Annotated in this window: 24 protein-coding genes and 1 pseudogene; 14 read left to right on the top strand and 11 right to left on the bottom strand. The window is 67.9% G+C overall.

Translation table 11 applies throughout. The features are described from left to right. Nucleotides 1-23: 23 nt before the first annotated feature. Both WFH44_RS20425 and WFH44_RS20420 read left to right on the top strand, forming a co-directional pair. Entirely contained in the window at nt 24-1,454 is a 1,431-nt protein-coding gene (locus tag WFH44_RS20425; protein WP_336716349.1) for a sensor histidine kinase, read from the top strand. A 101-nt stretch (nt 1,455-1,555) separates the two neighbouring features. Next, nucleotides 1,556-1,846, top strand: a complete 291-nt coding sequence (locus WFH44_RS20420; RefSeq protein WP_336716347.1) for a WXG100 family type VII secretion target — start codon at nt 1,556-1,558, stop codon at nt 1,844-1,846. Between the two features lie 95 nt (nt 1,847-1,941). Here the strand turns inward: WFH44_RS20420 and WFH44_RS20415 are convergent, their stop codons facing one another. Then, nucleotides 1,942-2,880 (bottom strand): ribonuclease HI family protein, encoded by a 939-nt coding sequence (locus tag WFH44_RS20415; RefSeq protein ID WP_336716345.1) that lies wholly within the window; start codon nt 2,878-2,880, stop codon nt 1,942-1,944. A gap of 65 nt (nt 2,881-2,945) precedes the next feature. Between WFH44_RS20415 and WFH44_RS20410 the strand changes: the two genes are divergently transcribed. Continuing rightward, entirely contained in the window at nt 2,946-3,851 is a 906-nt protein-coding gene (locus WFH44_RS20410) for a DUF4031 domain-containing protein (protein ID WP_336716343.1), read from the top strand. A gap of 97 nt (nt 3,852-3,948) precedes the next feature. On the opposite strand, the gene WFH44_RS20405 is transcribed toward WFH44_RS20410, so the two are convergent. Further along, nucleotides 3,949-5,211 carry a M20 family metallopeptidase gene (locus tag WFH44_RS20405; RefSeq protein WP_336716340.1) on the bottom strand — a complete coding sequence of 421 codons (1,263 nt, stop codon included), beginning with the start codon at nt 5,209-5,211 and terminating at the stop codon, nt 3,949-3,951. Between the two features lie 274 nt (nt 5,212-5,485). After that, entirely contained in the window at nt 5,486-7,123 is a 1,638-nt protein-coding gene (gene groL, locus WFH44_RS20400; protein WP_264797617.1) for a chaperonin GroEL, read from the bottom strand. A 393-nt stretch (nt 7,124-7,516) separates the two neighbouring features. On the opposite strand from groL, the gene WFH44_RS20395 reads away from it, so the two are divergent. After that, nucleotides 7,517-8,131 carry a TM2 domain-containing protein gene (locus WFH44_RS20395; RefSeq protein ID WP_336716338.1) on the top strand — a complete coding sequence of 205 codons (615 nt, stop codon included), beginning with the start codon at nt 7,517-7,519 and terminating at the stop codon, nt 8,129-8,131. A 100-nt stretch (nt 8,132-8,231) separates the two neighbouring features. Here WFH44_RS20395 and WFH44_RS20390 read toward each other — a convergent pair whose 3' ends face one another. The 3 genes from WFH44_RS20390 to WFH44_RS20380 form a co-directional block, all read right to left on the bottom strand. Further along, nucleotides 8,232-8,438, bottom strand: a complete 207-nt coding sequence (locus WFH44_RS20390; RefSeq protein ID WP_262106141.1) for a cold-shock protein — start codon at nt 8,436-8,438, stop codon at nt 8,232-8,234. Nucleotides 8,439-8,587: 149 nt separating this feature from the next. Next, the gene (locus tag WFH44_RS20385) at nt 8,588-9,265 is read right to left on the bottom strand and encodes a LytR C-terminal domain-containing protein (RefSeq protein ID WP_336716335.1); all 678 of its coding nucleotides are present in this window, start codon (nt 9,263-9,265) and stop codon (nt 8,588-8,590) included. A gap of 45 nt (nt 9,266-9,310) precedes the next feature. Then, complete coding sequence (locus WFH44_RS20380; protein WP_336716333.1) at nt 9,311-9,619, bottom strand: DUF3263 domain-containing protein; 309 nt, start codon at nt 9,617-9,619, stop codon at nt 9,311-9,313. A 150-nt stretch (nt 9,620-9,769) separates the two neighbouring features. Here WFH44_RS20380 and WFH44_RS20375 point away from each other — a divergent pair, with 150 nt between their 5' ends. Then, nucleotides 9,770-10,540 carry a uracil-DNA glycosylase gene (locus tag WFH44_RS20375; protein WP_336716331.1) on the top strand — a complete coding sequence of 257 codons (771 nt, stop codon included), beginning with the start codon at nt 9,770-9,772 and terminating at the stop codon, nt 10,538-10,540. A 68-nt stretch (nt 10,541-10,608) separates the two neighbouring features. After that, on the top strand, nt 10,609-11,463 hold the full coding sequence (locus tag WFH44_RS20370; protein WP_336716329.1) for a siderophore-interacting protein: 855 nt from the start codon (nt 10,609-10,611) through the stop codon (nt 11,461-11,463). Here the strand turns inward: WFH44_RS20370 and WFH44_RS20365 are convergent. Next, nucleotides 11,460-12,947 carry a threonine/serine ThrE exporter family protein gene (locus tag WFH44_RS20365; RefSeq protein ID WP_442892945.1) on the bottom strand — a complete coding sequence of 496 codons (1,488 nt, stop codon included), beginning with the start codon at nt 12,945-12,947 and terminating at the stop codon, nt 11,460-11,462. The two genes, WFH44_RS20370 and WFH44_RS20365, sit on opposite strands and share 4 nt — an antisense overlap. 525 nt (nt 12,948-13,472) lie before the next feature. Between WFH44_RS20365 and WFH44_RS20360 the strand changes: the two genes are divergently transcribed. The 3 genes from WFH44_RS20360 to WFH44_RS20355 all read left to right on the top strand — a co-directional run bounded on the left by WFH44_RS20360 (nt 13,473) and on the right by WFH44_RS20355 (nt 16,469). After that, nucleotides 13,473-14,882, top strand: a complete 1,410-nt coding sequence (locus WFH44_RS20360) for an OFA family MFS transporter (protein ID WP_336716325.1) — start codon at nt 13,473-13,475, stop codon at nt 14,880-14,882. After that, on the top strand, nt 14,882-14,983 hold the full coding sequence (locus WFH44_RS21485; protein WP_442892944.1) for an MFS transporter small subunit: 102 nt from the start codon (nt 14,882-14,884) through the stop codon (nt 14,981-14,983). Before WFH44_RS20360 ends, WFH44_RS21485 begins: the two co-directional genes overlap by 1 nt. A 76-nt stretch (nt 14,984-15,059) precedes the next feature. Beyond that, on the top strand, nt 15,060-16,469 hold the full coding sequence (locus WFH44_RS20355) for a lipase maturation factor family protein (RefSeq protein ID WP_336716323.1): 1,410 nt from the start codon (nt 15,060-15,062) through the stop codon (nt 16,467-16,469). 29 nt (nt 16,470-16,498) lie between these two features. Here the strand turns inward: WFH44_RS20355 and WFH44_RS20350 are convergent. Further along, nucleotides 16,499-17,412: pseudogene (locus tag WFH44_RS20350) on the bottom strand (MsnO8 family LLM class oxidoreductase). A gap of 223 nt (nt 17,413-17,635) precedes the next feature. Here WFH44_RS20350 and WFH44_RS20345 point away from each other — a divergent pair. After that, entirely contained in the window at nt 17,636-18,673 is a 1,038-nt protein-coding gene (locus tag WFH44_RS20345; RefSeq protein WP_336716321.1) for an LLM class flavin-dependent oxidoreductase, read from the top strand. A 97-nt stretch (nt 18,674-18,770) separates the two neighbouring features. On the opposite strand, the gene WFH44_RS20340 is transcribed toward WFH44_RS20345, so the two are convergent. Then, the gene (locus WFH44_RS20340) at nt 18,771-20,093 is read right to left on the bottom strand and encodes an MFS transporter (protein WP_336716319.1); all 1,323 of its coding nucleotides are present in this window, start codon (nt 20,091-20,093) and stop codon (nt 18,771-18,773) included. A 246-nt stretch (nt 20,094-20,339) separates the two neighbouring features. Here WFH44_RS20340 and WFH44_RS20335 point away from each other — a divergent pair, with 246 nt between their 5' ends. The 3 genes from WFH44_RS20335 (at nt 20,340) to WFH44_RS20325 (ending at nt 23,986) form a co-directional block, all read left to right on the top strand. Further along, complete coding sequence (locus tag WFH44_RS20335) at nt 20,340-21,212, top strand: shikimate dehydrogenase (RefSeq protein WP_336716317.1); 873 nt, start codon at nt 20,340-20,342, stop codon at nt 21,210-21,212. Between the two features lie 22 nt (nt 21,213-21,234). Then, nucleotides 21,235-23,109 (top strand): bifunctional sugar phosphate isomerase/epimerase/4-hydroxyphenylpyruvate dioxygenase family protein, encoded by a 1,875-nt coding sequence (locus WFH44_RS20330; RefSeq protein WP_336716315.1) that lies wholly within the window; start codon nt 21,235-21,237, stop codon nt 23,107-23,109. 82 nt (nt 23,110-23,191) lie between these two features. Continuing rightward, on the top strand, nt 23,192-23,986 hold the full coding sequence (locus WFH44_RS20325; protein WP_336716313.1) for an IclR family transcriptional regulator domain-containing protein: 795 nt from the start codon (nt 23,192-23,194) through the stop codon (nt 23,984-23,986). A gap of 7 nt (nt 23,987-23,993) precedes the next feature. On the opposite strand, the gene WFH44_RS20320 is transcribed toward WFH44_RS20325, so the two are convergent. Further along, on the bottom strand, nt 23,994-24,302 hold the full coding sequence (locus WFH44_RS20320; protein WP_336716311.1) for a hypothetical protein: 309 nt from the start codon (nt 24,300-24,302) through the stop codon (nt 23,994-23,996). A 218-nt stretch (nt 24,303-24,520) separates the two neighbouring features. On the opposite strand from WFH44_RS20320, the gene WFH44_RS20315 reads away from it, so the two are divergent. Then, complete coding sequence (locus tag WFH44_RS20315) at nt 24,521-24,832, top strand: hypothetical protein (RefSeq protein WP_336716309.1); 312 nt, start codon at nt 24,521-24,523, stop codon at nt 24,830-24,832. Nucleotides 24,833-24,844: 12 nt separating this feature from the next. Here WFH44_RS20315 and WFH44_RS20310 read toward each other — a convergent pair whose 3' ends face one another. After that, the gene (locus tag WFH44_RS20310; protein WP_336716307.1) at nt 24,845-26,110 is read right to left on the bottom strand and encodes a CAP domain-containing protein; all 1,266 of its coding nucleotides are present in this window, start codon (nt 26,108-26,110) and stop codon (nt 24,845-24,847) included. Nucleotides 26,111-26,206 lie beyond the last annotated feature (96 nt).

Genomic DNA, 26,206 nt, shown 5'->3' with positions numbered 1-26,206 from the left:
TCGAGCGGTGGAACCGTGTCTCGTTGCGGACGCAACTGGTGGCGATCATCAGCGTGCTCGTCGCCACCACGATCGCACTGCTTTCGGCTATCACCATCGCCTTCATCCGCAGCGACCTGATTGACCGGATGGATGTCGGGCTCGACAGCAACGCGGAGATTATGGGCGGGGTCCTGCTGTCCCGCGACGACGCGAACCTGCGGCTGAGCGGCTACTACGGCGCGCTCCTGCTTCCCGACGGCACCAGCATCAGGAAGACACCGCGTGTCGACGGCGATGCTCCGGCCATACCGGGGCTGACCATGCCGGAGATCCTCGGGCGGGGCGATGCCGCGATCTATGATCTCGCGGGAACCGCCCCGGGAAGCCCGGGGTGGCGCGCGTTTGCCTACGCGCTGCCCAACCAGGGCGGCACGGTCGTGATCGCCCGGTCCTACAAGGAAATCAACGACACCGTGGACTCCGCCACGGCGCTGAGCCTGCTGCTGGGACTCTTTGCCACCGTGTCGGCGTCGGCCATCGCATGGCTTGCCGTCACGCGCGCCTTCCGCCCCCTGGCCAGGGTGGAGAAGACGGCGGCGGCTATCGCCGCCGGGGACCTTTCCCGCCGCGTCGAGGTGGACAACCCGGCCACGGAAATCGGACGGCTCTCGAGCTCCCTGAACGCGATGCTCGCCCATATCGAAACCGCGTTCGCCGCCAAGGCCACCTCGGAGACGCGCATGCGCCGGTTCGTCGCCGACGCTTCCCACGAGCTGCGCACGCCCCTAGTCACCATCCGGGGCTTCTCGGAACTCTACCGCCACGGGGCCCTCCAGACGGAAGAAGACGTCAAGGCAGCGATGGGCCGGATCGAGGCCGAGGCCCAGCGCATGGGGCAGCTGGTGGAGGACCTGCTGACCCTGGCCCGCGTTGACGAGCAGCGTCCGCTGGAGTCGAAGCCGCTGGACCTGCTGCTGCTGGGCAACGACGCCGCGATGGATGCCCGGGCGAGCGCCCCCGACCGCGACATTAGCGTGATCGGGCTGGACGGGGCCGCACCACGTTCCGCCCCCGTAGTGGGCGACGAAGGCCGGCTGCGGCAGGTGATGGCGAACCTGGTCACCAACGCCCTGCGCTACACGCCGGGCGGTTCCCCGATCGAGATTGCCGTCGGCGTGGAGCCGGTGATCGCCGACCGCAAGGACTCGGTGATCGAGGTGCGGGACCACGGTCCCGGAATTTCCGACGAGGACGCCGCCCGGGTCTTCGAACGCTTCTATCGTGCAGACACCTCCCGCTACCGCGAAACGGGCGGGACGGGCCTGGGCCTGGCCATCGTTGCCGCGCTCGTGGCGCAGCACGACGGCACGGTACGGCTCAGCGAAACGGAGGGCGGCGGGGCCACCATGTCGATCCGCATCCCGTACGAGCCGCTCCCCGAGGATCCTGACCGCGTTTACGAGATCGACTGACGGCTGAGGTTATCCACAACCCGGAATCCGGTCCTCGTCCGGCAGCGGGGACGCGCCTAGCCTCGAAGTGTCATCAAGCCTCAACTTCGAAGGATTCGATCATGGCGGTATTCCACGTAGACAGTGAAGCCCTCAACGCCAAGAGCATGGCCGTGCAGGGCACCATCCGCCGGCTCCAGGCCGAGGTCAACACCATGCAGGCCGGCCTGCGCGAACTTGAGTCCCTCTGGACCGGCTCCGCGTCCGCGAACTTCCAGCAGCTCGTCAGCGACTGGCGGGCCACGCAGCTGAAGGTGGAGGAATCCCTGGCGAGCATCAATGCCGCCCTGGCGCAGGCCTCCCAGCAGTACGCACAGGCGGAGGAGGCCAACGCCCGCATGTTCATGGGCTGACCCAAGCACAGCAGTTGGGCCCGCCGGTTCCCGGGCGCCACCCTCCTGCGCGAGGCGTTCGATTCCCCGCGGCCGGCTGCCCGCGGCCTACGGTGCTAGTTCCGTTCCGGAGTCCCCTGGTGGAACCGCAGCCGCCACTGCTCCCCGTCCCTGAGCCAGAGCGAACTGCGCAGGGCGGATCCGGTCCGCGTGCTGGTGCGGTAGGTCAGCAGGATGCTGTCTTCGCCCAACCGTTCAGCGGCGAAGACCTCCAAGGACGCGTCGGTCTCTGGATCCTCCTGGAGCGAGCTGATCATGGCATCCCTGGTCCACATTCGGCCCGACTGCCCGATCTCCGCGAAGTCGGGATGCAGCAGCACGCCGAGCCGGCCAAAGTCCGCCCGGGTCCCGGGATCCAGCAATTCCTTCTCGAGCCGGAGGACCACGTCCTCGGCCGGCTCCTGCCCGGCCTCGTCGTAGTCCTCGAGGGCGGAAAACAAGTCCGGTTCGGAGGGCGGAAGCTGCGGTTCCTTGGCCCGAATCGCCGATTCGGCGACAGCCGAGGTGGTTTCGGCGTGGCGGGGCAGGGCGCCGGCGAATCCCGGCCCGTGCGGGATGACGGAACCGTTCTGGAAAGCCGTGGCCACCGCCCGGGCCCGCACATCGGCGGCCTCGTTGAGGTCATGCCCGGCGTGGCCCTTGACCCATTCGAACTCGTAGCTGCGGCCCTTGATCGCGGTGTCGATCTGCTGCAGCAGGTCCACGTTGAGGACCGGCTTGCCGTCCGCCTTGCGCCAGCCCTTGCGCTTCCATCCCGGCATCCATTTGGTGATGCAGTTGATGACGTACTGGCTGTCGCAGAGGATGCGCAAGGGTTCCTGCGGGATGTGCTCGGTCGCCTTGAACAAGTCCAGCACGGCCATGAGCTCGCCCTGGTTGTTGGTTCCGTGCGGCCAGCCTCCTGCTGCCCAGGAATTCTCGTCAATGAACCAGGCCCAGCCCGCGGGTCCGGGATTGCCGAGGGCCGAGCCGTCGGCGGCAGCAGTAATGGTCATGGACCTATCTTTTCAGATCACCGCAGGCGGTATTGGACCGCGGTAATGGATCTAAGCTTGCGTAGATGGCAATCCTGATCGATCCACCCCGCTGGCCGGCCCATGGAACACGTTTCTCGCATCTGGTTTCCGACGACTCGTTGGAGGAGCTCCATGCCTTCGCCGCGGCCGCCGACGTGCCGCCGCGGGCGTTTGATCTGGACCACTACGATGTGCCGCTGGAACGGTATGCGGAACTCGTGGTCCTCGGCGCGCAGGAAGTATCCGGGGCGGAGCTCGTGCGCCGGCTGATCGGGAGCGGACTGCGGGTGCCCGCCCGGCGCCGGTCCGGGAAGCTGGGCACGGCGCTCGCCTCGCGCTGGGCCACCGTCATGCCGGATCATCCCGGGCTGGGCCGCGAACTCATCCGGCGCTGGGGCGAAGAGCACCGGCACTACCACGACCGGGTGCACCTGCTGGCTGTGCTCGACAGCCTCGACCTGCTTCGGGAGGCGGGCGAAGACCCCGGCCCCCTGCCCCGAGCCGTCACGCTGGCCGCCTGGTTCCACGACGCGGTCTACAACGGCGTGGCCGGCCGGGACGAACAGGATTCGGCGGAACTTGCCGCCCGGATGCTGCCCTCCACAGGCATTGCCGCGGCCGAGGTGGAGAAGGTGGTCCGGCTGGTGCTGCTGACCGCGGCCCATTCGCCCGAGCCACAGGATGCCGCCGGGGCCCTGCTCTGCGACGCCGACCTCTCCGTCCTCGGACAGGAGCCGGACGGCTATCGCCGGTACCTGCGCAACGTCCGCAAGGAGTACACACACATCGCCGACGCCGACTTCGCGGCCGGGCGCGCCGCCGTCGTACGCCGGCTGCTGGCACTGGATCCCCTCTACCGCACGGCCGCCGGCCGCAGGCTGTGGCTGGAACAGGCACGGGCCAACCTCGCGGCCGAGCTGGCGTCGGCCCCGGCCGGGGATCCCCGCTAGCTGCCGAGCTGCCGGGACAACCGGCCGCGCCGCTGCCGGCGGTCAGCTACCTGCCGTCCGACGGCACCGGCGGTGATGGGCTGCCGGGCCGTGCCGGTCAGGAGGGGTCGTCCGCACCGAGGTAGGACAGTGCCGCCACCACCTGGGCCTGGGTTGCGATGCCGAGGGTCGGATCGATGGTGGGGGCGAAGAAGGGCGAATGGTTGGCGGGGATGTCCTGGTCGACGCTGCCGTTTTTCACCGCCTCGCGGTATGTCCCGGGGTCGACGCCGCCGACGGTCCAATAGGTGTAGGGCGTCCCGAAAGCATCGGGGATCCGGCTGAAATCTTCCGATGCGGTAGCCGGCTTCATCGAAAAGACCGCCTCGCCGCCGAAGTGCGCCCGGAAGGCCTTAGTCACCTGCTCGGTGGCCGCGGCATCATTGGAGGTCAGCGGGAACTGGTCGTAGTAGCCGAATTCCGGCGGCTGCGGAGAGCCGGCCGCCTCGCACTCGGCCCCGACGATCCGTTCGATCGAGTCGATGATCCGTCCGCGCAGCCCCATGTCATAAGTCCGGATGTTCAGCAGCAGGGTGGCGCGGTCCGGAATGATGTTGGACTTGAAGCCCGCGTTCAGCGCGCCCACGGTGAGCACCGCGAAGTCGCCGGGCTTGGTCTCGCGGGACACGATGGTCTGCAGCCGCATGACGATCGAGGCCGCCAGCACCACGGGGTCCACCGAGTTGTGCGGCATGGAGCCGTGGGCTCCCTTCCCGTAGACCGTAACCCTGACCGAGTCGCCGGCGGAAAGGATGGGCCCAGGCGTGGTCCCTATCCTGCCCGCGGCGAACGGCATGACGTGCTGGGCCAGGGCCACGTCCGGCTTCGGCACCTTCGCCGCCAGGCCGTCGTCGAGCATGGCCTGGGCGCCTGCCCCGATTTCCTCGCCGGGTTGGAACAGGGCGATGTAGGTGCCCGACCAGTGCCTGCGGCCGTCAGCCATCAGTTTCGCCGCACCCAGCAGCGAAGCAACGTGGAAGTCGTGCCCGCAGGCATGCATAACGCCCACGATGTTGCCGCTCTCGTCCACGGCGGTGGCCGTCGAGGCATACGGCAGGCCCGTCGCTTCCGTGACCGGCAGGGCATCGGTGTCCGCCCGGGCCAGAACCGTGGGTCCGTCTCCGTTGGCGAGGATACCAACGACGCCGGTGCCTCCTATGCGCTGGACGTCGTAGCCGAAGCCCGCGAGCCTGTCCTGGACCAGCTCCGCGGTCCGGTGTTCGGCCAGGCTGAGTTCCGGATTCCGATGGAGATCCTGGTATAGCTCGCGCTGCCATCCGAGTTCATTGTCCAGGCCGGACAGGACCTCAGCCTCCGCCATGATGCCTCCACTCCTGCGGTCCGGTTCCGGGCCGGGTTTGCCGATAGCCGCCGGACGCTTGCCCGGAGTCTTCGAGTTGGGTCGGACAAGCCCCATCGTATTCCCCGGGCCTGACGTTGTCGGCTTAGCCTGCGGCTTTGTCCCCCGTACGTGCCCGGCCAGGGCCGCGCGCGTTCGAGGCACTGGCCGGTCTTAACGCCGCAAGGTGCGGCCCCCGTGACGGGAACCGCACCTTGCAGACGTGGCGCGCTGTCGGCAGGACAGGCAGGAGAGGCTAGAAGCCGCCCATGCCGCCCATGCCGCCCATGTCGTCGCCGCCCGGCATGGCCGGAGCGGCCTTCTCCGGCTTGTCGGCGACAACGGCCTCGGTGGTGAGGAACAGGCCGGCGATGGACGCCGCGTTCTGCAGGGCAGAGCGGGTGACCTTGACCGGGTCGTTCACGCCTGCAGCCAGCAGGTCCTCGTAGACGCCGGTCGCAGCGTTCAGGCCGTGGCCGGGCTCCAGGCCGCGGACCTTGTCGACCACAACGCCCGGCTCCATGCCGGCGTTGAAGGCGATCTGCTTCAGCGGGGCATCGATGGCAACCTTGACGATGTTGGCACCGGTGGCCTCGTCGCCTTCGAGCTGCAGGTTGGCAAACGCCTTGGCGCCGGCCTGGATCAGGGCTACGCCGCCACCGGCGACGATGCCTTCCTCAACGGCAGCCTTCGCGTTGCGGACAGCGTCCTCGATGCGGTGCTTGCGCTCCTTGAGCTCGACCTCGGTTGCGGCACCGGCCTTGATGACTGCAACGCCGCCGGCCAGCTTGGCCAGGCGCTCCTGCAGCTTCTCGCGGTCGTAGTCGGAGTCGGAGTTCTCGATCTCGGCGCGGATCTGAGCCACACGGCCGGCGATCTCCTCGGCGTCGCCTGCACCTTCGACGATGGTGGTCTCGTCCTTGGTGACAACAACCTTGCGGGCCTGGCCCAGCAGGTCGAGGGTGGCGTTCTCCAGCTTCAGGCCGACCTCTTCGGCGATGACCTGGCCACCGGTAAGGATGGCGATGTCGGCCAGCTGGGCCTTGCGGCGGTCGCCGAAGCCCGGAGCCTTGACGGCGACGGACTTGAAGGTGCCGCGGATCTTGTTGACCACCAGGGTGGCCAGGGCTTCGCCCTCGATGTCTTCGGCGATGATCAGCAGCGGCTTGCCGGACTGCATGACCTTCTCCAGGACGGCAACCAGATCCTTGACGTTGGAGATCTTGGAGTTGACGATCAGGATGTAGGGATCCTCCAGGACCGTCTCCTGGCGCTCTGCGTCGGTGACGAAGTAGCCGGAGATGTAGCCCTTGTCGAAGCGCATGCCCTCGGTGAGCTCGAGCTCGAGGCCGAAGGTGTTGGACTCCTCGACGGTGATGACGCCTTCCTTGCCCACCTTGTCGAGTGCCTCGGAGATCAGCTCGCCGATCTGCGGGTCGCCCGCGGAGATCGATGCGGTAGCGGCGATCTGTTCCTTGGTCTCGATTTCCTTGGCGGAGGCCAGCAGCTCGGCGGTAACGGCGTCAACAGCCTTCTCGATGCCGCGCTTGAGGCTCAGCGGATCGGCGCCGGCGGCAACGTTGCGCAGGCCCTCCTTGACCAGGGCCTGGGCGAGCACGGTCGCGGTGGTGGTACCGTCGCCGGCGACGTCGTCGGTCTTCTTGGCAACTTCCTTGACCAGCTCGGCGCCGATCTTCTCGTACGGATCGTCGAGTTCGATCTCCTTGGCGATGGAAACGCCATCGTTGGTGATCGTGGGGGCGCCCCACTTCTTCTCGAGGACCACGTTGCGGCCGCGCGGGCCGAGGGTCACCTTAACAGCGTCAGCGAGGATGTTCAGACCCCGCTCGAGGCCGCGGCGGGCCTCTTCGTCGAAGCTAATGATCTTTGCCATGGCGGCATCGTCCCTTCTGGACAGTAGACAGCGGGCGCAACCGGAAATCACCCGGCTGCTAGCCACGGCGGTGCCCGCGACGGACGGATTCCGGCGGCGGCGATCTCTTCACACCGCGCCGGGACCCTCACCACAGTGGCTTAGGAATTTCACTCTCTCCCGCCGAACCGGCCGCGTTAGCAGTCGGCCTGCGAGAGTGCCAACTCCATAATTAGCACTCAGCCACCTCGAGTGCAAGCCGTCACGGCGCCCGCGGCCCGGTCTTCGCGAGACGCGGAAAATTCCCGGGCCACCCCGACCTCAGGATCAGGGTGGCCCCCCATGGCTCGGCATCCGGCCGGCCCGTAGATTGGTATTCGAGCATCAGTGAATCCCGAGTGAAGGGCCGTCGATATGTCGGAGAATCCGAGCAGGCAGGACCAACCCGAAGAGAATCCCACCGAGCCTCTGGCCGGCGCCGGATCCTATCCCACCCGGCCGCTGGGCAGGCCGCAGGAACCCGGCCGGACACCGCCCCAGCAGGAGGAGCCCGGCCTGCCCGGTTACGGGCAGGCCCAGCACGGCCCGGGGCCGGACCGGCAGGCACCGGCGGCCGGCCCTTATCCGCAGGCACCAGCGGGCGGCCCCTATCCGCAGGCACCGGCGGCCGGCCCTTATCCGCAGGCACCGGCGGGTGGCCCCTACCAGCAGCCTTACGGCCAGGCGCCCTACGGCCAACAGCCCTTCAGCCAGCCCGCCTACGGCCAGCAGCCCTACGGCCAGCCGTATTACGGAGGCTACCCCGAACAGAAGTCGCGGCTCGTCGCCGGGCTCCTGGGCATCCTGCTGGGCGGGCTAGGCATCCACCGCTTCTACCTGGGCTACGTCGGCCTGGGCATCGCCCAGATCGCCGTGACCCTGGTGACCTTCGGCGTCGGTGCCATCTGGGGCTTTATCGAAGGCATCATGATCCTCGTCGGCGCGGAGATGTTCCGCCGGGATGCCAAGGGCGTGCCGCTCAAGGAGTAGGACCGGTCCCGGCGCAGCGGCCGGGCTAACCGCATTCGGCGACGACCGCGGCGGGCGAGATCCTCACGAAACCTCACCCGCCGCCGTCGTACTTAATAAGTCAGGCAGAGACCTTCACGTCTTCGGCCTGAGGCCCCTTCTGGCCTTCCCCGATCTCGAATTCGACGCGCTGCCCCTCCTCGAGGGATCGGTAGCCGTCCATCAGGATCGCCGACCAGTGCACGAATACGTCCGACTTGTTTTCATCAACGGTGATAAAGCCGTAGCCTTTCTCCGCGTTGAACCATTTGACGGTTCCCAGCGCCATATTGCTCTCCAGTCCAGTAGTTCCCCCTGCAGCCACTGCTCCCGGCAATCAGGTGCGTTTACTCTATCGGCACCCGGGCCGGGATGTGAGGCGCGGCACATTGAACGTTATGGAGGTGTAATGATGCGGCGGTTGCGCGCCGCCGCGGGCTACTGGAAGCCCGGACCGAGTACCACGGTCACGTAGAGCGACACTGCGCCCTGGGCCGTCTCGCGCAGGTCGGTGATGCCCAGCAGCTGGCCGACCGCCTCGGCGTTGGCTGCCTGGCCCGGGTTGTAGTAGATGACCGAGTTCGGCATTGCCCCGCCCTGCCAGTTGTCGACCAGGGCGACGGACCAGCCGTCCGCGCTGAGGCGCCCGGACACCGTGCCGCCCAAGCCGGTGACGCCGGCGGCATTGAAGATCAGCAGTGGGTCGGCCCGGTTGACTGCCTCGCCTGCCGCTTCCGCGCTCGGATCCTCCGAAGGCTCTTCCGTAGGCTCGTCCGTCGGTTCGGCGGTGGCCTCCTTGGCCTCCTTTGTGGCCGCCTCCGTGGGCTTTGCGGCCTGTTTCGAGGCTGCCGGCTCCGTCGGCTCGGCCGTCTTCGTTGCAGCGGCCGGCGACTCCGCCGCGGTCGCCGTCTGCGTGGCCGGCAGGCCGGTTCCGCCTGCACCCAGCAGCGGGACGACGAAGAAGGACACCGCGCCCACGGCCAGGGCCAGCACGGAGGCCAGAATGATCAGGCCGAGCCCGCTGCTTTTCCTGACGTCGACGTGCGCGCGGTGGACACCGTGCCGGTCATACGTTTCAGGAACCTGGTCAAACTCGTCCCGGGGATACTTGGTCATCGCTGAAGAGTGCGTCCTTGTCAGTGGATGTCCGGAGGACCCGGATCAGGCGTTGGTGCCCAGCCGGCGGGCCGTGCGGGCGCGCTGCCGGGACGTACGTAGTCTACGCAATCTCTTGACCAGCATCGGATCGTGGGCCAGCGCTTCCTCGGTATCGATGAGCGCGTTGAGGATCTGGTAGTAGTGCGTGGCGGAGAGATCGAACAGCTCGCGGACCGCCTGCTCCTTGGCGCCGGAGTACTTCCACCACTGCCGCTCCAGGGCCAGCATCTTCTGGTCCCGTTCGCTCAGCGGGCTCGACTCGTCAACTTCGGTGTCGAGGGAGAAGGCGCTGGCTTCGGCGGGACCGGGCACGACGTACCGTCACTTCCTTTGGTTTGCCGGGGAAACTGTCCTGCCCATTTTAAGGCCGAAGCACAGCGTTGTCATTTATCGGCCGCGGTGATCCTGCCGACGCCCGGGCCGGCTCGCGCTTCCGTCCCTGTTCCCGGCACCATAGGGGGCATGACTGACGACGACGGTGCCCTGTTTCCGCTGCCGGCCCGCCAAGGCGCGGGGCCGGCAGCCGCGGCCTACCCTTTTGCCGCCCCGGCCGAACTCGGGGACGTCATGCATCCGCAGTGGGCGGAGGCGCTGGCCCCGGCGGCCGCAACCGTCCATGCCCTGGCTAACCAGCTGGCCGAGCAGCGGCGCGAGGGGCACGAGATCCTGCCTGCGCCGGCCAATATCCTGCGGGTCTTCGAACAGCCGCTCGACGCGGTGAAAGTGCTCATCGTGGGCCAGGATCCGTACCCGACGCCGGGCCATCCGATCGGCCTCTCCTTCGCGGTCGACCGCCGTGTGCGGCCGCTGCCCCGCAGCCTGGCCAACATCTACAAGGAGCTCCAGTCGGACCTCGGCATTCCGCCGGCGCCGCACGGCGACCTCAGCGCCTGGACCGGCCAAGGCGTGCTCCTGCTGAACCGGGTGCTGACCGTGGAAGCGGGCAAGGCCGGAAGCCACCGGCGCAAGGGCTGGGAGCAACTGACCGAGCTGGCGGTCCGCGCCCTCGTGGCCCGCGGCGGTCCGCTGGTGGCTGTGCTCTGGGGCCGCGACGCCCAGAACCTTGCGCCGCTGCTGGGCAATGTCCCCAGGGTCGAGTCCGCGCACCCCAGCCCGCTGTCGGCAGCGCGCGGCTTCTTCGGCTCGCGCCCCTTCAGCCGGGTCAACGGGCTGCTGGCCTCACAGGGGGCGGCCCCGGTGGACTGGCGCCTTCCGGCCAGCCCCGGCAGGTAACGCCAATTGGGCACGGGCGCGTTACTGGGTTAGGTTGGCCTAAGTATCAAGGAAGCCAGGAGCAGTCGATGTCGAGCCAGCCCGCAGCACCCGCCCGGACCCGAAAGCCGCAGATCAACCTGCAGGTCACCAGGACCGAGCGGCTCTCCGAACACATGGTCCGTGTCTTCGCCGGCGGCGAGGGGTTCGCGAAGTTCGAGCCCAAACCGGCCACGGACCAGTATGTGAAGATCTGGTTCCTCCCGCCGGACCTGGACGTCGAGCTTCCCGCGAATGTGGCGGAGCTTAAGGAAAGCCTGCCCGCCGACCGGCTCCCGGTCAGCCGCACCTACACGGTCCGCAGTGTGGACACCAAGGCCGGCGAGCTGGCCATCGATTTCGTGGTCCACGGCGACGAAGGCGTGGCCGGCCCCTGGGCCGCCTCCGCGCGTGCCGGCGACTGGTTGATGCTGACCGGACCCGGCGGCGCCTACTCCCCCGCAGCGGGAGCCGACTGGTACCTCTTCGCAGGCGATGACGCCGCGCTGCCCGCCGTCGCCGCCGCCATCGACGCCCTGCCATCGGGCGCCGCCGGCCATGCGTTCCTGGAAGTCGATTCCCCCGCGGACAGGCAGGACCTCGGCGCTCCGGACGGGGTCGAAGTGCATTGGCTCTACCGGCAGGGCCGTCCCGCCGGCACCACCTCGCTGCTGCGCGACGCGGTGGCGGAGCTGGACTGGCCGGCCGGAGACGTGGACGCATTTGTGCACGGCGAGCGCGGCGCGGTCAAGGAACTGCGCGATGTTCTGTTCAAGGACCACGGGCTGCACCGCAAGCAGGTGTCGATCTCGGGCTACTGGGCGTACGGCCGCGCCGAGGATGCTTTCCAGGCGGAGAAGAAGACCCCCGCCGGCCAGATCTTTCCCGAGAACTATCCGGGCTAGCGGCGGCGGTTCCGCCGCCGGCCCTCATTGGACCCGAGATCGCGGGTAAGGGGCTGGGCCAGATAGTCGCCGAGCACCGTGCCGCCGGCCATCGCCAGGATCACGGTCAGTGCGCCGAGCAAGCCGATCATGCCGTTGAACGCCTGCTCGGTGCTGATCGTCAGCTCATAGATGGCGCGGAAGACCGAGAAGCCCGGAAGCAGGAAGAGCACTGCAGGAACGGCGACTACCAGCTGCGGGGAGCCCAGCCGCAGTCCGACGATCCGCCCGAGGAAACCAATAACGACGGCGGCAACAAACGGGCTGATGCGCGATCCAAGTCCGGCCAGCAGGACGGCCTCGTAGACCATCAGCCCGACAACCCCCACCAGGGCAGTCGGCAGCAGGATGTTCGCCCGGGTCTGCTCCGTGATGGAAATCGCGATGGTGGCGACCATCAGCAGGGCGGCCCGGACGATGAAGGGATAACTGATCCCTCCTTCGACGAAGATTTCGGGCAGGCTGACCCCCGCCAGGTTTCCGGCAACCAGTCCCACGGCCACCCCGGAGGCAATGGCGGCAAAGGTCAGGAAGGCTGAGAGGTAACGCCCCATGGCCGTGACCGGGAAGCCGTTGATGGCGTCCTGGGTGGCGGACACCAGCCGGCCCGTCGGCAGCAGATAGAGGATGCCCCCGGCAATGACCAGCGCCGGACTGAGCGGAACGCGCAGCTGGAAGAAGACTAGTGCCGCGACGGTGGCCAGGCATGCGCCAACGGCGGTGACAAAGAAGTCCGGGACCCGCCACTTGTTGAGTTTCCGGCCGAGCAGACCCATCAGCACGGTGGCGAGCAGCGCCACCAGGCCGGCGAAGATTCCGCCGCCCATGAATCCGGTGATCGCGGCGGAGAACACGCCGCCGGCACCGATCGCCATCCAGCGCGGGAACGGCTTGGGACGCGAAGTGATCTGCTTCAGCCGCTCCTTGGCCTCGGTCCGCCCCACGCCGCCGTTGACGATGTCCGTCACGAGCTGGTGCACCGCGGACAGACCCGCGTAGTTGTTGGTCCACGAGCGCACGACGCGCAGGACGTTCATCGGCACCGTGTCCGGACGGGCATAGTTGATCACCACGGACTGGTTGGTGATGTCCACGTCGACGTCGCGCAGCCCGAAGGCGGCCGTCACTGCGATGATGCTGGATTCGACCTCCAGCGCACCGGCACCGAACCTCAGCATAGTTTCGGCGACGTCGAGGGCGAAGTCCAGTGTGAGGCGCGCCGACGCGTCCACCCCGGAGCTCTGCACGAGCGGGTTGGCGTAGGGGCTGCCTGCGAGGCGCTCGACGATGCTCATCGGGGCTGTCGGAGGGGCCTCGCCCTGTACCAGCTTGCGAAGCATCCGGCGAGCGGCCGCGTTGGTCCGCTGCTGGTTCTTGGGCAGGGGCAGCGGAGCCGTGCCGGCGGGGACCGGCTTGGCTTCCTTCGCCACAGGCCTCTTCGGCAGCTCCGGCTTTCCCCGGTGCCTGTGGTGCCGGCGGGACTGGGCCCTCGCCTGCCGGGGCTGTTGTTTCGTGGCCACCGGGCCATCGTCCGCGGATTCGGGGACGGGACGGCCCGGTCGAGGCTGGCCGGCCGCCGTCCCGTCGGGAGAGGCGCCGGCCTGGTTCACCGGCCTGACGATGGGCAGCATGCCGGCCCGCGGCGTCGTCACCGACTCCGTGTCCCGCTGACCGTCCTTCTCCTGCACTGCCCCTCCATTCCTTATGTGTCCCGGCGCTCCCGCCGGGGCCGGATTTCATGGTGACACACCGGCCGGAACCAGAAGTCCGCTTCGGCCGAGAATCGCATCACACCCCGTGCGGCCTCAACCCGGCGCGACCGGTGCCGGCCCTTTGCGCCGGTCTCCATGGACTCATTCTCGCCCTTGCGGCGGACAACCGTAAGCACCCGGTCTAAGCCGACCCGAGGGCGGCGTTGTGATATAACGCACAGGAGGGAACAAACGATTAATCACCCGGGAGGCACCTGCATGGCCTGGCTGGACCGCAAAAATTCCATCGCCCCGCCGGGGTTCAACCGCTGGCTCATTCCGCCGGCAGCCCTGGCCGTCCACCTGTGTATCGGACAGGCCTACGCGACAAGCGTGTACAAGAACGCCCTGGTCGCGCACTTCGATGCCAGCCTCACCGGAATCGGCGTCATCTTCTCCGTCGCCATCGTCATGCTCGGCCTGTCCGCTGCCGTCATGGGCACCTGGGTGGACCGGAACGGGCCCCGCAAGGCGATGTTCACGGCGGCGGTCTTCTGGTCCGCGGGATTCCTCGTCGGATCACTCGGAATCTTCAGCAACCAGTTGTGGCTCGTCTACCTCGGCTACGGGGTGATCGGAGGCATCGGGCTCGGCATTGGCTATATCTCCCCCGTTTCCACTTTGATCAAGTGGTTTCCTGACCGTCCGGGACTGGCCACGGGCATGGCCATCATGGGCTTCGGCGGCGGGGCGCTGATCGCCAGCCCGCTGTCCGGCGCTCTGCTCCAGTTCTACGATCCCTCCTTCGACGGCACCCCCGGCTGGGTCGCCAGCGGAGACGCCGTCGGCAAGCTCTTCCTGACCTTCGCCGTCGTCTATTTCCTGTACATGATGTTCGGCGCGATGACCATCAAAGTCCCCGCCGACGGCTGGAAGCCCGCCGGCTTCGATCCCTCCAAGGTAAAAGCGAAGGAGCTGGTGACGACCGCCAACGTCTCGGCCCGCAACGCCATCCGCACCCCGCAGTTCTGGCTGGTCTGGATCGCGCTGTTCTGCAACGTCACCGCCGGCATCGGCATCCTCGAGCAGGCCTCGCCGATGATCCAGGACTTCTTCAGGCAGGCCGACGGGAGTTCACTCGTCACCGCGGCCGTGGCGGGAGGATTCGTCGGGCTGCTGTCCATCGGTAACATGGCCGGCCGGTTCGCGTGGTCAACCACCTCCGACTACATCGGCCGCAAGAAGATCTACATGATCTACCTTGGCGTGGGCGCGGTGCTCTACGTTGCCCTGGCGCTGGTCGGCCACTCCGCCACCTCCCTCTACGTGCTGCTTGCCTTCGTCATCATCAGCTTCTACGGCGGCGGATTTTCGACCGTTCCCGCCTACTTGCGCGACCTCTTCGGCACCTTCCAGGTCGGCGCCATCCACGGCCGGCTGCTGACGGCCTGGTCCGCGGCCGGCATCGCGGGACCACTGATTGTCAACGCCTTCCTCGACGCGCAGGGCAAGCCGGGCGAGCTGACGGCGGCGGCCTACCAGCCGGCCCTGCTGACGATGGTCGGCCTGCTGGTGCTGGGGTTCGCCGCCAACCTGCTGGTCAAACCGGTCGACTCCAAGCACCATGAACCGGCGGCTGCGGAGCCTGCGCATCTCGATTCCGCCGTGGCAGGAAAGGACAGGCACTGATGAAGAAGGCACAAGTGGCAATGGGATGGCTGCTGGTCGGCGTCCCGCTGCTCTACGGAGTGGCGCAGACACTCATGAAGGCATCCGCGCTCTTCGGGTAAACGGCGCAGCGGTCCTGCAGCACGTCCTCCGCATTACCTTGACACCCTCGGCCACCGCCCTAACGTGGAGAGTGCGATGGATTGGTTGGAGGCCGACGGATTCGAGGTGGCGCGGCAGGTGCTGCAGCGCGGCATCGCCGCTGTCTACGCGATCGCATTCCTCTCCGCGGTGGCGCAGTTCCGGGTACTCCTCGGTGAACACGGACTGCTGCCCGTTCCCCGCTACCTGGCCCGGACGTCCGCCCGCGGACCCACGCTGTTCCGCTGGCGGTACTCGGACGGGCTGCTGCTGGCGGTGGCCTGGACCGGCGCGGTGGTGGCGCTGCTGCTGGTGGCCGGCGTGCCGCAGGCGGGGCCGCCGTGGCTTCCGATGGCGGCGTTCCTGTTGCTGTGGGGCCTCTACATGTCGATCGTCAACGTCGGGCAGACCTTCTACGGCTTCGGCTGGGAAACGCTGCTGCTGGAGGCCGGTTTCCTGGCGGCATTCCTGGGCTCCAACGACATCGCGCCGCCGGTCACGGTGCTCTGGCTGTTCATGTGGCTGGCCTTCCGGCTGGAGTTCGGGGCCGGCATGATCAAGATCCGCGGCGACCGGGTCTGGCGGGACCTGACGGCCCTGTACTACCACCATGAGACGCAGCCGATGCCGAACCCTGCCAGCTGGTTCTTCCACCATCTGCCCAAGCCGCTGCACAAGGCGGAGGTGGCTGGCAACCATTTCGCCCAGCTCGTCGTCCCGTTCTTCCTGTTCTTCCCCCAGCCCATCGGCAGCATCGCCGCCGCCATCCTGATCATCACCCAGCTGTGGCTGGTGCTCTCCGGCAATTTCGCCTGGCTGAACTGGCTGACCATCATCATCGCCTCGGCAGCCTTGGGCGACCGGGCCATCGCCGCCGTCCTTCCCGGAGATCCGGCCCTGACGCCGGACTACGGTGCCACGCCGCTCTGGTTCACCGTCATCGTCCTCGCCGTCACTGCGCTGATGGTAGTGCTGAGCTACTGGCCGGCCCGCAACCTGTTCGCCAAGCGCCAGCTGATGAACGCCAGCTTCAACCGCTGGCACCTTGCCAACGCCTACGGCGCCTTCGGCAGCATCACCCGCGAGCGCTTCGAGATCGTCGTCGAAGGAACGCTCGACGGCGACCGGTGGGAGGAATACCAGTTCAAGGGCAAGCCCGGCGACCCGCGGCGGCTGCCGCGCCAGTTTGCGCCCTATCATCTGCGCCTGGACTGGCTGATGTGGTTCCTTGCCCTCGGCGCCCCGGGCGATAGCTGGTTCATCCCGCTGCTGCGCAGGCTGCTGGCCGCAGACCGGCGCACGCTGCGGATGCTCGGCCGGGACCCGTTCGAGGGCGCTGCGCCGAAGCAGGTCCGCGCCCGTGTGTTCCACTACCGCTATTCGACCTGGTCGGAGCTGCGCCGGACGGGCCAGTGGTGGGTCCGCCGGCCGGTCGGCCTCCTGGTCGCCCCGACCAGCCGGCTTTGACGGCCGCTTCCCGCCCGCCGCAGCGCCGGCTAGGCCAGCCCGAATAGCCCAGCGAGGCGGCGGTCGGCCGCGGCCAGCGCGTCCGTGTCGAAGGTGTTCGTGGTGACCATCAGCTCGTCGGCCGCGGTCGCGTCCAGCAGCCGGCCGAGCCGTTCCGCCACCGCCGCGTCCGTTCCGGCCACCGACGCAGACAGCGACTCCGCTACCAGCTGCTGCTGGCGCGGCGACATCTTCGCCTCCCTGATGGCCTCGACCGGCGCCAGCGGCGGAAACTCCCCGCAGGTCCGGGACAGTGCCATCGCCCACGCCTCCGGAAGCAGCAGTTCTTCCGCTGCGTCCGCGCTCTCCGCCACCGCCACGTTGGCCGAGACGATCACGTACGGCTCGGAGTAGTAGGCGGACGGCTGGAAGTTCCGCCGGTAGCGCTCCAGCGCGCCGAGCGCCAGCGCGGAGGCGCGCCCGCTGAAGGCAGGACCCCCAACAACGACGGCGAGGCCCGCCTTGGCGGCGGTGTCCACTCCCTTTCCGGTCGCCAGCACGAACGGCGGTGTTGCCCCGCGATCCTCCGGGCGGGCCGTGATTGCCGCGCCTCCCCGCAGGTAGGACAGCAGCTCGGCGAGGTCGTCGGCGAACGCGTCGGCGGCGTCCCGGTCATGGCGCAGGGCGGACCGGACCGCCGGGGTGAAGCCCACAGACCTCCCCAGCCCCAGGTCGATCCGTCCGGGAAAGAGCGCCTGCAGGGTCGCCGCCTGCTCCGCGACGACCAGGGCTGGTGGTTCGGCAGCATGACGCCCCCGGAGCCGACGCGGATGCGTGCGGTCCGCGCCGCCACCGCCGCCATCAGCACCGTCGGCGCGGAACCCGCAATCCCGGGAACGCCGTGATGTTCGGCCACCCAGAAGCGGTGGTAGCCGAGCCGCTCGGCCCGCTGCGCCCGGGCCACGGTGGCATGCAGGGCGTCCGCCGCCGTTTGGCCCTCGCGGGCGTTGGCTCGGTCCAGGATGGAGAGGGGAATCGACGGTAGCTGCACACATGGCACAACGCCGCCCCGCCGCGGGTATTCCTGCCCCGGCCCCGCCGGCGGTGTCCGGCGGAATAGCCCGTTCCCCCGCGCGGTTCAATAAGATGCAAATGCATCAACCATTCGACAGAAAGGCCCGGCCTCCGTGGCACAGACACTAGAACTCGGCCTGGACACCTTCGGCGACGTCACCGCGGGCCCCGAAGGGGCCCTCCTGCCGCACGACCAGGTGATCCGAAACGTGATTGCGGAGGCGGTCCTCGCGGACGAAGTCGGCCTGGACTTTATCGGCATCGGCGAACACCACCGCCAGGACTTCGCCGTCTCCGCCCCGGACGTTGTGCTGGCCGCCATCGCCGGGCAAACCAAGCGCATCCGCCTCGGTTCGGCGGTGACCGTGCTGAGTTCCGACGACCCGGTGCGGGTGTTCCAGCGCTTCTCCACGCTCGACGCCGCCTCCAGCGGCCGCGCCGAGATCATTCTCGGCCGCGGCTCCTTTACCGAATCCTTCCCGCTGTTCGGGCTGGACCTGGCAGACTACGACCTCCTCTTCGACGAAAAGCTCCAGCTCTTCACGGAACTGCTCAAGGAGGAGGCCGTCACGTGGGCCGGCCGCACCCGTCCCCGGCTGGACAACAAGCGGATTTATCCGCCCACGGGCTCGGGCAGGCTGCCGGCCTGGATCGCGGTCGGCGGCACCCCGGAGTCCGTGGTCCGCGCCGCGCATTACGGGCTGCCGCTGATGCTCGCCATCATCGGCGGCGCCCCAATGAACTTCGCCCCGTTCACCGATCTCTACCACCGGGCCCTCGACCAGTTCGGCCGGCCACGGCTGCCCATCGGCGCCCACTCCCCCGGCTACATCGCGGCCACGGACGAGCAGGCGCGCGAGGAAATGTGGCTGCCCTATGCGGACATGCAGGAGCGCATCGGCCGCGAGCGCGGCTGGGGCCGGATGAGCCGGGCCCAGTTCGAGGCGGAGGCAGGCCCGGACGGGGCGCTCTTCGTCGGCTCCCCGGAGACGGTGGCCGCCAAGATCGCCAAGGTCGCCAAGGGCCTGGGCCTGAGCCGCTTCGACCTGAAGTACAGCCTGGGCACCCTGCCCCACGAAAAGCTGATGGCCAGCATCGAGCTCTACGGCACGAAGGTCGCGCCCCTGGTCCGCGAGCTGCTTGCCGGCTGATTCGCGCCGCACCCCCAGGTGCGCTTAACCAACGACGCCGGGATGAGACTTTCGCTGTAAAGTCTCCTCCCGGCGTCGTACGCGCAGGTTGCGGCGGCTAGACGGTGACGGCCTGGCGCTCCCCCAGTTCGGCGGTGGGAACCTTGTAGGTTTCGCGGGCGGTGAGCGCCGAGATTGCGGCAACGGCACAGATCGCGGCGGTGAAGAGGCTGGTGGCGACCCAGCCGCCTTCCTGGATGCCGCCCATCGCGGCCACGATGGACGGAGCGAAGCCCGCCATCAGGAAGCCCAGCTGGGTGCCGATGGCCAGGCCGGAGAACCGGACCTTGGCACTGAACATCTCGGCGTAGAAGGAGGGCCACACCGCATTGGCGGCCGCGTAGGCGCAGGAGAAGGTCAGCACGGACAGCGCGAACTGCAGCAGCGTGTTGCCCGACTCCATCGACAGCAGGTAGAAGGGCATGAACACGGCGCTGCCGACGGCCCCGTAGATAAAGACCGGCTTGCGGCCGATTCGGTCGGCGATGGTGCCGAAGAGCGGCTGCGTGAACAGGGCACCGGCGTTGCCGGCGACCACGAGCCAGAGCGTGATGCCCTCGTCGACGCTGCCAACCTCCGAACCGTACTTGATGGCCAGGGTGCCGTAGACGGTGGAGACCGCGGCGATGAATGCGCAGCAGATCACGCGGAGCACGTCGCGCCAGTGGTTCTTCAGCAGCACGCCGACGGGCAGTTTGGCGATCTCGTTGTTGGCCTTGGCCGCCTCGAACGTCGGGGTTTCGTGCAGCGAGCGGCGGATGAAGTACGTGACCAGGACGACGATCGCCGAGAGCCAGAACGGGATGCGCCAGCCGATGCTGTACTTGATCTCGTCCGGCAGCGCGACCACCGGGATGAAGACGAGCGCGGCGAGGATCTGGCCGCCCTGGGTGCCCGTGAGCGTCCAGGAGGTGAAGAAGGAACGCCGGTCGTCCGGCGCGTGCTCCAAGGTCAGCGAGCTGGCGCCGGCCTGCTCGCCGGCCGCGGACAGTCCCTGCATCAGGCGGCAGAGCACCAGGATCGCGGGGGCCCACCAGCCGATGGTGTTGAAGTCCGGGATGCAGCCGATGATGAACGTCGCGGCACCCATCATGACCAGCGTGAACATCAGGACCTTCTGGCGGCCGATCCGGTCGCCGAAGTGGCCCACGAAGACGGCACCGATGGGCCGGGCGATGTAGGCGAAGCCGAAGGTGGCCAGCGACATGATGCTGGCCTGGGCGCTTTCGTCCGGGAAGAACACATGCGGGAAGATCAGCGCGGCGGCGGATCCGAAAATGAAGAAGTCGTAGTACTCGACCGCGCTGCCCATAAAGCTGGCCAGCGCCGCCTTCTTGGGAGTCCGCGCGTGTTCCACGCTCTCCTGCATCGGTGCACTCATGAGAAGTCCTTGGTGTACGGGGAGGTTGGGGGTCCGGCAGCTCGAAGGCTCGGCGGGACAAGTTGTGCGCCATACGCACAACTGCGCGTAGATCGAACACTGAGTAAAGGTAGCGCGTATCACAGCAGCCTGCAAGGCCGGCAAAATCAGTCCGTCCAGCTAGTGCGATATACGCACAATTGTGCAAGAATCGAACAGGCCGTGAAATCGGGCACTTAATGCCCGCCAACAGAAAGCGAACCTCGCATGAGCACTGTGAGCGAGTCATACCTGGTCGGACTCATCGGCGAAGGCATCAGCGCGTCGTTGACGCCTCCGATGCACGAGCGCGAAGCGGACCATCACGGCCTGCGCTACCTGTACCGGCCGGTGGACTTGACCGAGATCGGGCTCCCGGGAGAGTCCGTCGGAGACCTGCTGCGGCAGGGCCGGAACCTCGGCTTCAACGCCTTCAACGTCACCCACCCGTGCAAGCAGCTGGTTTTGGACCACCTGGACGAGGTCTCTGACGACGCCGCCCGGCTGGGGGCCGTCAACACCGTACTGGTCCGGGACGGAAAGTTCATCGGCCACAACACCGACTTCTCCGGATTCGGCACCGGCCTGGCCCACGGGCTGCCCGGTGCGACGCTGGATAACGTCGTGCAGCTCGGCGCCGGCGGGGCGGGATCCGCCGTCGCGTATGCCCTGCTCAAGGCCGGCGTGCAGTCGCTGACCCTCATCGACCTCGACCCGGCTCGCGTGGCAACCCGCGCAGCAGCCCTCGCCGAGCTCTTCCCCGGCCGCCAGGTGGCCGCAGCCGGGCGTGACGGCCTGGCGGATGCACTGTCCAAGGCGGACGGCTTCGTCAACACCAGCCCCGTCGGCATGCACAGCCATCCCGGCCTCCCGATCGACGCGGACCTGCTCCAGCCGCGCCACTGGGTCGCCGACGTCGTCTACCGGCCGGTGGAAACCGAACTGGTCCGGGCCGCCTCGGCCAAGGGCTGCCGGGTGCTCGACGGCGGGCATATGGCCGTCGGCCAGGCGGTCGACGCGTTCGCGCTGATCACCGGCATCGCGCCGGACGCCGCCCGCATGCGGCAGCACTTCCTTGAACTGATCGGGCAAGGCCGCTAGGCCCGGGCCGGAAAGCAGCAGCATGAGAACCTCCATCGCCACCGTTTGCCTCAGCGGAACGCTTGAGGAGAAGATGCAGGCCTGCGCCGACGCAGGCTTCGACGGCATCGAGATCTTCGAGCAGGACCTGCTCGTCTCCCCCAGCAGCCCCGCCCGGATCCGCGCCTTGGCCGACGAGCTCGGGCTCAGCCTCGACCTCTACCAGCCCTTCCGCGACTTCGAAGGAGTCGGCGAGGACCTGCTGGAGGCCAACCTCTACCGTGCCGAGGCCAAGTTCAGGCTGATGAACCAGCTGGGCATCGACACCATGCTGCTGTGCACGAACGTCGCCACGGCCACCATTGACGATGACGAGGCCGCCGCCGCCCAGCTGCGCCGGCTGGGCCAGCTGGCCGCGAAGCACGGCGTCCGGATCGCCTACGAGGCCTTGGCCTGGGGCAGGTTCGTCAACGACTTCGAGCACGCCTGGCGCATTGCGGAGCTGGTCGACCTGCCGAACTTCGGCACCTGCCTGGACAGCTTCCACATCCTCTCGCGCAACTGGGACCCCTCCGGCATCGAAAAGATTCCGGCGGAGAAGATTTTCTTTGTCCAGCTCGCGGACGCCCCCCGCATGAGCATGGACGTCCTCTCCTGGAGCCGGCACCACCGGGTGTTTCCGGGCGAGGGCGACTTCGACCTGGCCGGCTTCATGGGACACCTGGTCCGCGCCGGGTACGACGGCCCGGTCTCGCTGGAAATCTTCAACGACGTGTTCCGGCAGACCGACGAGGTGCGCACCGCCGTCGACGCCATGCGGTCGCTGATCTGGCTCGAGGAACAGACCCTGCTGCACCTGCAGGAGGCGGACGGGCAGGGAAGCCGCTACGCCATGGAACTGGCGACGCTGCCCAAGGTGGACGACCCAACCGGATTCAACTTCACCGAGGTCAAGGCCGAAGACACCGCGCAGGTGCAGGAACTGCTGTACCAGCTGGGCTTCGGCTACGCCGGCCGGCACCGGACAAAGCCCGTCCAGCTGTGGACCCAGGGGCAGGCTCGCATCATCATCAACGAACAGCAGGCACGGAAGATGGAACCCACCATCGCGGCGCTGGGGTTCGATGTCGAGGACCCGGTGGCGGCCGCATCCCGTGCCGTACAGCTGAAGGCCACCCCGGTTCTCCGCCCCAGCCAGGCGGATGAGGAGGTGCTGCAGGCCGTTTCTGCGCCCGATTCGACCGAAATCTTCCTGTGCGAAGCCTCCGGGGACGGCACCGTGGCCTGGATGAAGGAATTCGACCCCCGGACCGGGGCACCGTACTACGCCGCGGGGGTGCCGGCCGCCGGCCTCATCACCCATGTGGACCACGTGAACCTGGCCCAGCCGTGGCAGCACTATGACGAGGCCGTGCTCTTCTACGAAAGCACCCTCTCGCTGGACCGGCAGGCGTCAACCGAAGTGCCGAGCCCGATCGGCCTCGTCCGCAGCCAGGTCATGCGCACGGAGGACCGCAGGATCCGCCTCGCGCTGAATATCGCCCCGCTGGCGCTGGAGCATCCGGCGTCGGCCCCGGGCTACCCGCAGCATGTCGCCTTCGCCTGCACGGATCTGGTGGCCGTCGCGCGGCGCGCCCTGGAACGCGGGCTGGATTTCCTGCCGGTTCCCGCCAATTACTACGCGGACCTGCAGGCCCGGTTCAGGCTGGAGGAGGGCTTCCTCGAGACGCTGCAGCAGTACAACCTACTGTACGACCGGGACGAGGACGGAGAGTTCCTGCATTTCTATACGGCCACGGTGGGCAATGTGTTCTTCGAGGTCGTCGAGCGCAGGGCCGGCTACGACGGCTACGGAGCGCCCAACACGCCGGTGCGGCTCGCCGCCCAGTACGCGCGCACGCGGCACGGACGCGGCTAGGCCGAATCCGGCGGCAGGGGTGCGCCGCTGTATCCTAGCTCTCGGCCCCCGGGCCTTTGAGCATGATTCATCGGAGGAGCATATGGTGACCGAGCCGGCCGAGCAGCAACCGGCCTACTACGTAAAGTCAGTGGAGAAGACCTTCGCGGTCCTGCTGGCTTTCACCTCCGACGAGCCGCGGCTCACGATGACCCGGGTCGCGGCCAAGGCCGACCTCAGCCGCGCCGCCGCCCGAAGGTTCCTGCTGACCCTTGCCGACCTCGGTTACGTCAGCACCGACGGGACGCACTTCGAGCTCACGCCGCGGGCCCTGGACATCGGCGCGTCCTTCCTGGCCAACCTGACCCTGCCGCAGATCGCCGAGCCGCACCTGCGCCAGCTCGCCGTCGATCTCAACGAGACCACCTCGCTGTGCATCCTGGACGGCACCGACGTCGTTTACATCGCCCGCGTCGCGGCGCCCCGCCTGCTCAGCGTCTCGGTGAACGTCGGCACGAGGTTCCCGGCCTGGGCCACATCCATGGGTCGCATCCTGCTGGCCGGGTTGCCGGCGGCCCACCGCGAGGCCTACTACAAGAGCATCCAGCTGACCCCCTTCACGGAACATACCGTCGCCAGCATCGACGCCCTGCGCAACGAGGTGGACCGTGCGGCAGAACTCGGTTGGTCACTGGTCTCGCGGGAACTCGACGACGGACTCCGCGGCCTGGCCGTACCCGTGCGGCGCGGCAATGACCTCATCGCCGCGCTGAACGTCTCCCTGCAGACGCACCGGCTGCCGGAAGCGGAGATCGCTCAAACCGTGCTGCCCCGCCTGCAGCAGGCAGCGGAGGCCATCGCCAGCGATTTCGGCGGACGCAGCCGCGGCGTCGCCTGACCCGCCCCTAGCCCACCGGCCGGTCGACCGGCCTGACCTTCACGTCCTGCTGCCGGCCGCCTCGGCTGAGTTCCACGGCCACGTTCTCATCCGGAGCGTGTCCGCGACGCACCACCAGCAGGTCCTCGGGCGTCTCCACCGGCTGGCCGGCCAGGGACACGACCACGTCGCCGACTTCCACCTTGTCCGCGCCGCGGATGACGTGCTCATTGGTCAGGATCAGGTCGACGAGGGCCAGCGGAGGAGGACTGCGTGACCGGCGGCTCTTCCTGGTTGACCGGCGCGGTGCACCCGCGGCGAGGACGACGGCGGCCACCGCCAGAGTCGATAGGGGCCAGGATGGCGTGTGGTTTCCCCGGGCAGGCTTCACGCTGCTGCCCACTCTCTGCGACCAAGCCCAACTCTCCGCCGTCCAGCCAGCTCCCCCGCCGCGGCGTCAAGACATTTCCCGGCTCCCCGGACCCGGCCGGCCGCATTTCGGACGCGCCGCGGCAGTGGGCCGAAGCTGTCAGAGCCCGGCGTTAAGTTGGGACCATGAGCACGACGAAGAACATCACCCCAGTTGCAGCCGAAGCGGCCGCCCACCCGCAGCGCGGCCGCCGGTACGCCATCGAAGAGCTGGTCAGCCTCGCCGAGGCCGGCGACCCTTGGGCCATGGCCAAGGTGGACGAGTGGGAACAGCATTTCGCCAACGAGTATGCCGGCGACCTGTCGGAGGCGTGTCCCGACCAAGGCTGCGAACACTTCGGCGAAGCCGTCAACATCCTTTATGGTGAGGACGGCGGCGTCCTCGAGGTGGACCATGGCGCCTGGGCACACTACCCGGCGCTGGCCAAGGCCTCCTGACCGAACTCCGGCTCAGCTGCCGAGCAGCAGCCCGTTCCAGCCGCCGACGCCGATCGTCGCGCGTCCCTTGATCCTGTTGCCCGCGACAGGGTAGTGGTGCAGGTTGCCGGACCGGTCGCGCGCCAGGATCCCGGGCAACCCGTTGCCCAGGTGGTTCTCGATGGCGGTCAGATGGTCCATGGCGTTCCATCCGGAGCTGCCTACCGTGCGGCGCGTTTCGGAGATGAAGCCGGAAGCGCCGTTGCCGCGGTAAAGCTTCAGCTGCCCGGCAGAGGTCCTGGCGACGAGGTCGGTCCTGCGGTCGGCATCGAAATCCAGTGCGAAAATCTCGAGGGAACGCCAGCCGGTGCCGATCTGCTTCCTCGCTCCATGCTTGGTGCCGGACGGATTGGCATAGTAGTAGAGCCGCCCGGTCGCGGTATTCTTGGCGACGATCCCCGGATACGCGTCCGCTTGCTTCCAGTCCGTGACCAGAATGTCATACCCGGCCCAGCCACCGGACCCGATGGTGAAGGCGGCATCGAAGCCTCCTGCGGAACGCCCGTAGTTGACGGTGAGGCGCCCGTTGCTCCACTTCACCACGATGTCCTGGACACCGTCGGAATTCCAGTCCGCGGTTTCGACTTCCTTGGCGCCCTGCCAGCCGCCGGAGACGTAGGTGCGGTCCCAGAGGTCTCCGCCGCCCGCGGAGGGATAAACGTAGAGGTAGCCGGCGGAATCTACCGCCGCGATGTCGCCCGGGCTGATGGTCCCCCCGGTGGCACTCTGGCCGCCGCCGGGGTGCGGCGGAAGGCTGCTTCGCGTGGTCGGATACCCGGCCACATTGGCCACCGCGAAGTACTGTCCGTACCAGCCGGCCTTCGTCGTCTTCATGTAGCCGATCCCGATGTCGGTCGCCTTCGGGCTCAGCACGATTGAACGGTGGACCGGGGAACTCATCCACCAGTCGACAATCGCCTTGGGCGTGCTGTTGTAGGCGATGATTTCCGTGCCGTAGTCGAAGCCAGACGGGATCTGCTGGGTGCCGTAGCCGGAGCGGTGGATCGTCTCGAGGCTGTAGGTGCCCTTGTTGATGCGGGTGTTCTGCACCTCGGACCATTCCTGTGCCACGTTGGCGACGCCCTGGTTCCACACCACACGGGAGAGTCCGTTCTCGGCGCGGTATTTGTTCACCTGCGCAAGGATCTCCTTGACCACCGGATCAGTGGAACTCCTGGTGATGGCCGCTGCGGGACTAAGGCCCGAAAAGAGCAGGACAACCAGGACTGCGAGCGCCATGAATGGTTTAAGTACTTTCCCCATGGTCAGCAAGTGTAAGTGCAGATGCCCTGATATAGCACGTTTAATCAGCAAAACGACGCATTGTGGCGGCGT

The sequence above is a fragment of the Arthrobacter sp. USHLN218 genome (genome assembly GCF_037144715.1).
Taxonomy (GTDB): domain Bacteria; phylum Actinomycetota; class Actinomycetes; order Actinomycetales; family Micrococcaceae; genus Crystallibacter.
Note: the sequence above shows the minus strand (reverse complement) of the source record. Positions and strands in the feature narration are given on the sequence as shown.

Coding starts and splice junctions, on each gene's coding strand:
- WFH44_RS20340 (WP_336716319.1), bottom strand. CDS start 20,093: ATGAGTGCACCGATGCAGGAGAGCGTGGAACACGCGCGGACTCCCAAG.
- WFH44_RS20310 (WP_336716307.1), bottom strand. CDS start 26,110: ATGGCGCTCGCAGTCCTGGTTGTCCTGCTCTTTTCGGGCCTTAGTCCC.
- WFH44_RS21485 (WP_442892944.1), top strand. CDS start 14,882: ATGAAGAAGGCACAAGTGGCAATGGGATGGCTGCTGGTCGGCGTCCCG.
- WFH44_RS20325 (WP_336716313.1), top strand. CDS start 23,192: ATGGTGACCGAGCCGGCCGAGCAGCAACCGGCCTACTACGTAAAGTCA.
- WFH44_RS20390 (WP_262106141.1), bottom strand. CDS start 8,438: ATGGCGCTGGGAACCGTCAAATGGTTCAACGCGGAGAAAGGCTACGGC.
- WFH44_RS20355 (WP_336716323.1), top strand. CDS start 15,060: ATGGATTGGTTGGAGGCCGACGGATTCGAGGTGGCGCGGCAGGTGCTG.
- WFH44_RS20405 (WP_336716340.1), bottom strand. CDS start 5,211: ATGGCGGAGGCTGAGGTCCTGTCCGGCCTGGACAATGAACTCGGATGG.
- WFH44_RS20420 (WP_336716347.1), top strand. CDS start 1,556: ATGGCGGTATTCCACGTAGACAGTGAAGCCCTCAACGCCAAGAGCATG.
- WFH44_RS20395 (WP_336716338.1), top strand. CDS start 7,517: ATGTCGGAGAATCCGAGCAGGCAGGACCAACCCGAAGAGAATCCCACC.
- WFH44_RS20410 (WP_336716343.1), top strand. CDS start 2,946: ATGGCAATCCTGATCGATCCACCCCGCTGGCCGGCCCATGGAACACGT.
- WFH44_RS20330 (WP_336716315.1), top strand. CDS start 21,235: ATGAGAACCTCCATCGCCACCGTTTGCCTCAGCGGAACGCTTGAGGAG.
- groL (WP_264797617.1), bottom strand. CDS start 7,123: ATGGCAAAGATCATTAGCTTCGACGAAGAGGCCCGCCGCGGCCTCGAG.
- WFH44_RS20335 (WP_336716317.1), top strand. CDS start 20,340: ATGAGCACTGTGAGCGAGTCATACCTGGTCGGACTCATCGGCGAAGGC.
- WFH44_RS20415 (WP_336716345.1), bottom strand. CDS start 2,880: ATGACCATTACTGCTGCCGCCGACGGCTCGGCCCTCGGCAATCCCGGA.
- WFH44_RS20385 (WP_336716335.1), bottom strand. CDS start 9,265: ATGACCAAGTATCCCCGGGACGAGTTTGACCAGGTTCCTGAAACGTAT.
- WFH44_RS20315 (WP_336716309.1), top strand. CDS start 24,521: ATGAGCACGACGAAGAACATCACCCCAGTTGCAGCCGAAGCGGCCGCC.
- WFH44_RS20375 (WP_336716331.1), top strand. CDS start 9,770: ATGACTGACGACGACGGTGCCCTGTTTCCGCTGCCGGCCCGCCAAGGC.
- WFH44_RS20360 (WP_336716325.1), top strand. CDS start 13,473: ATGGCCTGGCTGGACCGCAAAAATTCCATCGCCCCGCCGGGGTTCAAC.
- WFH44_RS20370 (WP_336716329.1), top strand. CDS start 10,609: ATGTCGAGCCAGCCCGCAGCACCCGCCCGGACCCGAAAGCCGCAGATC.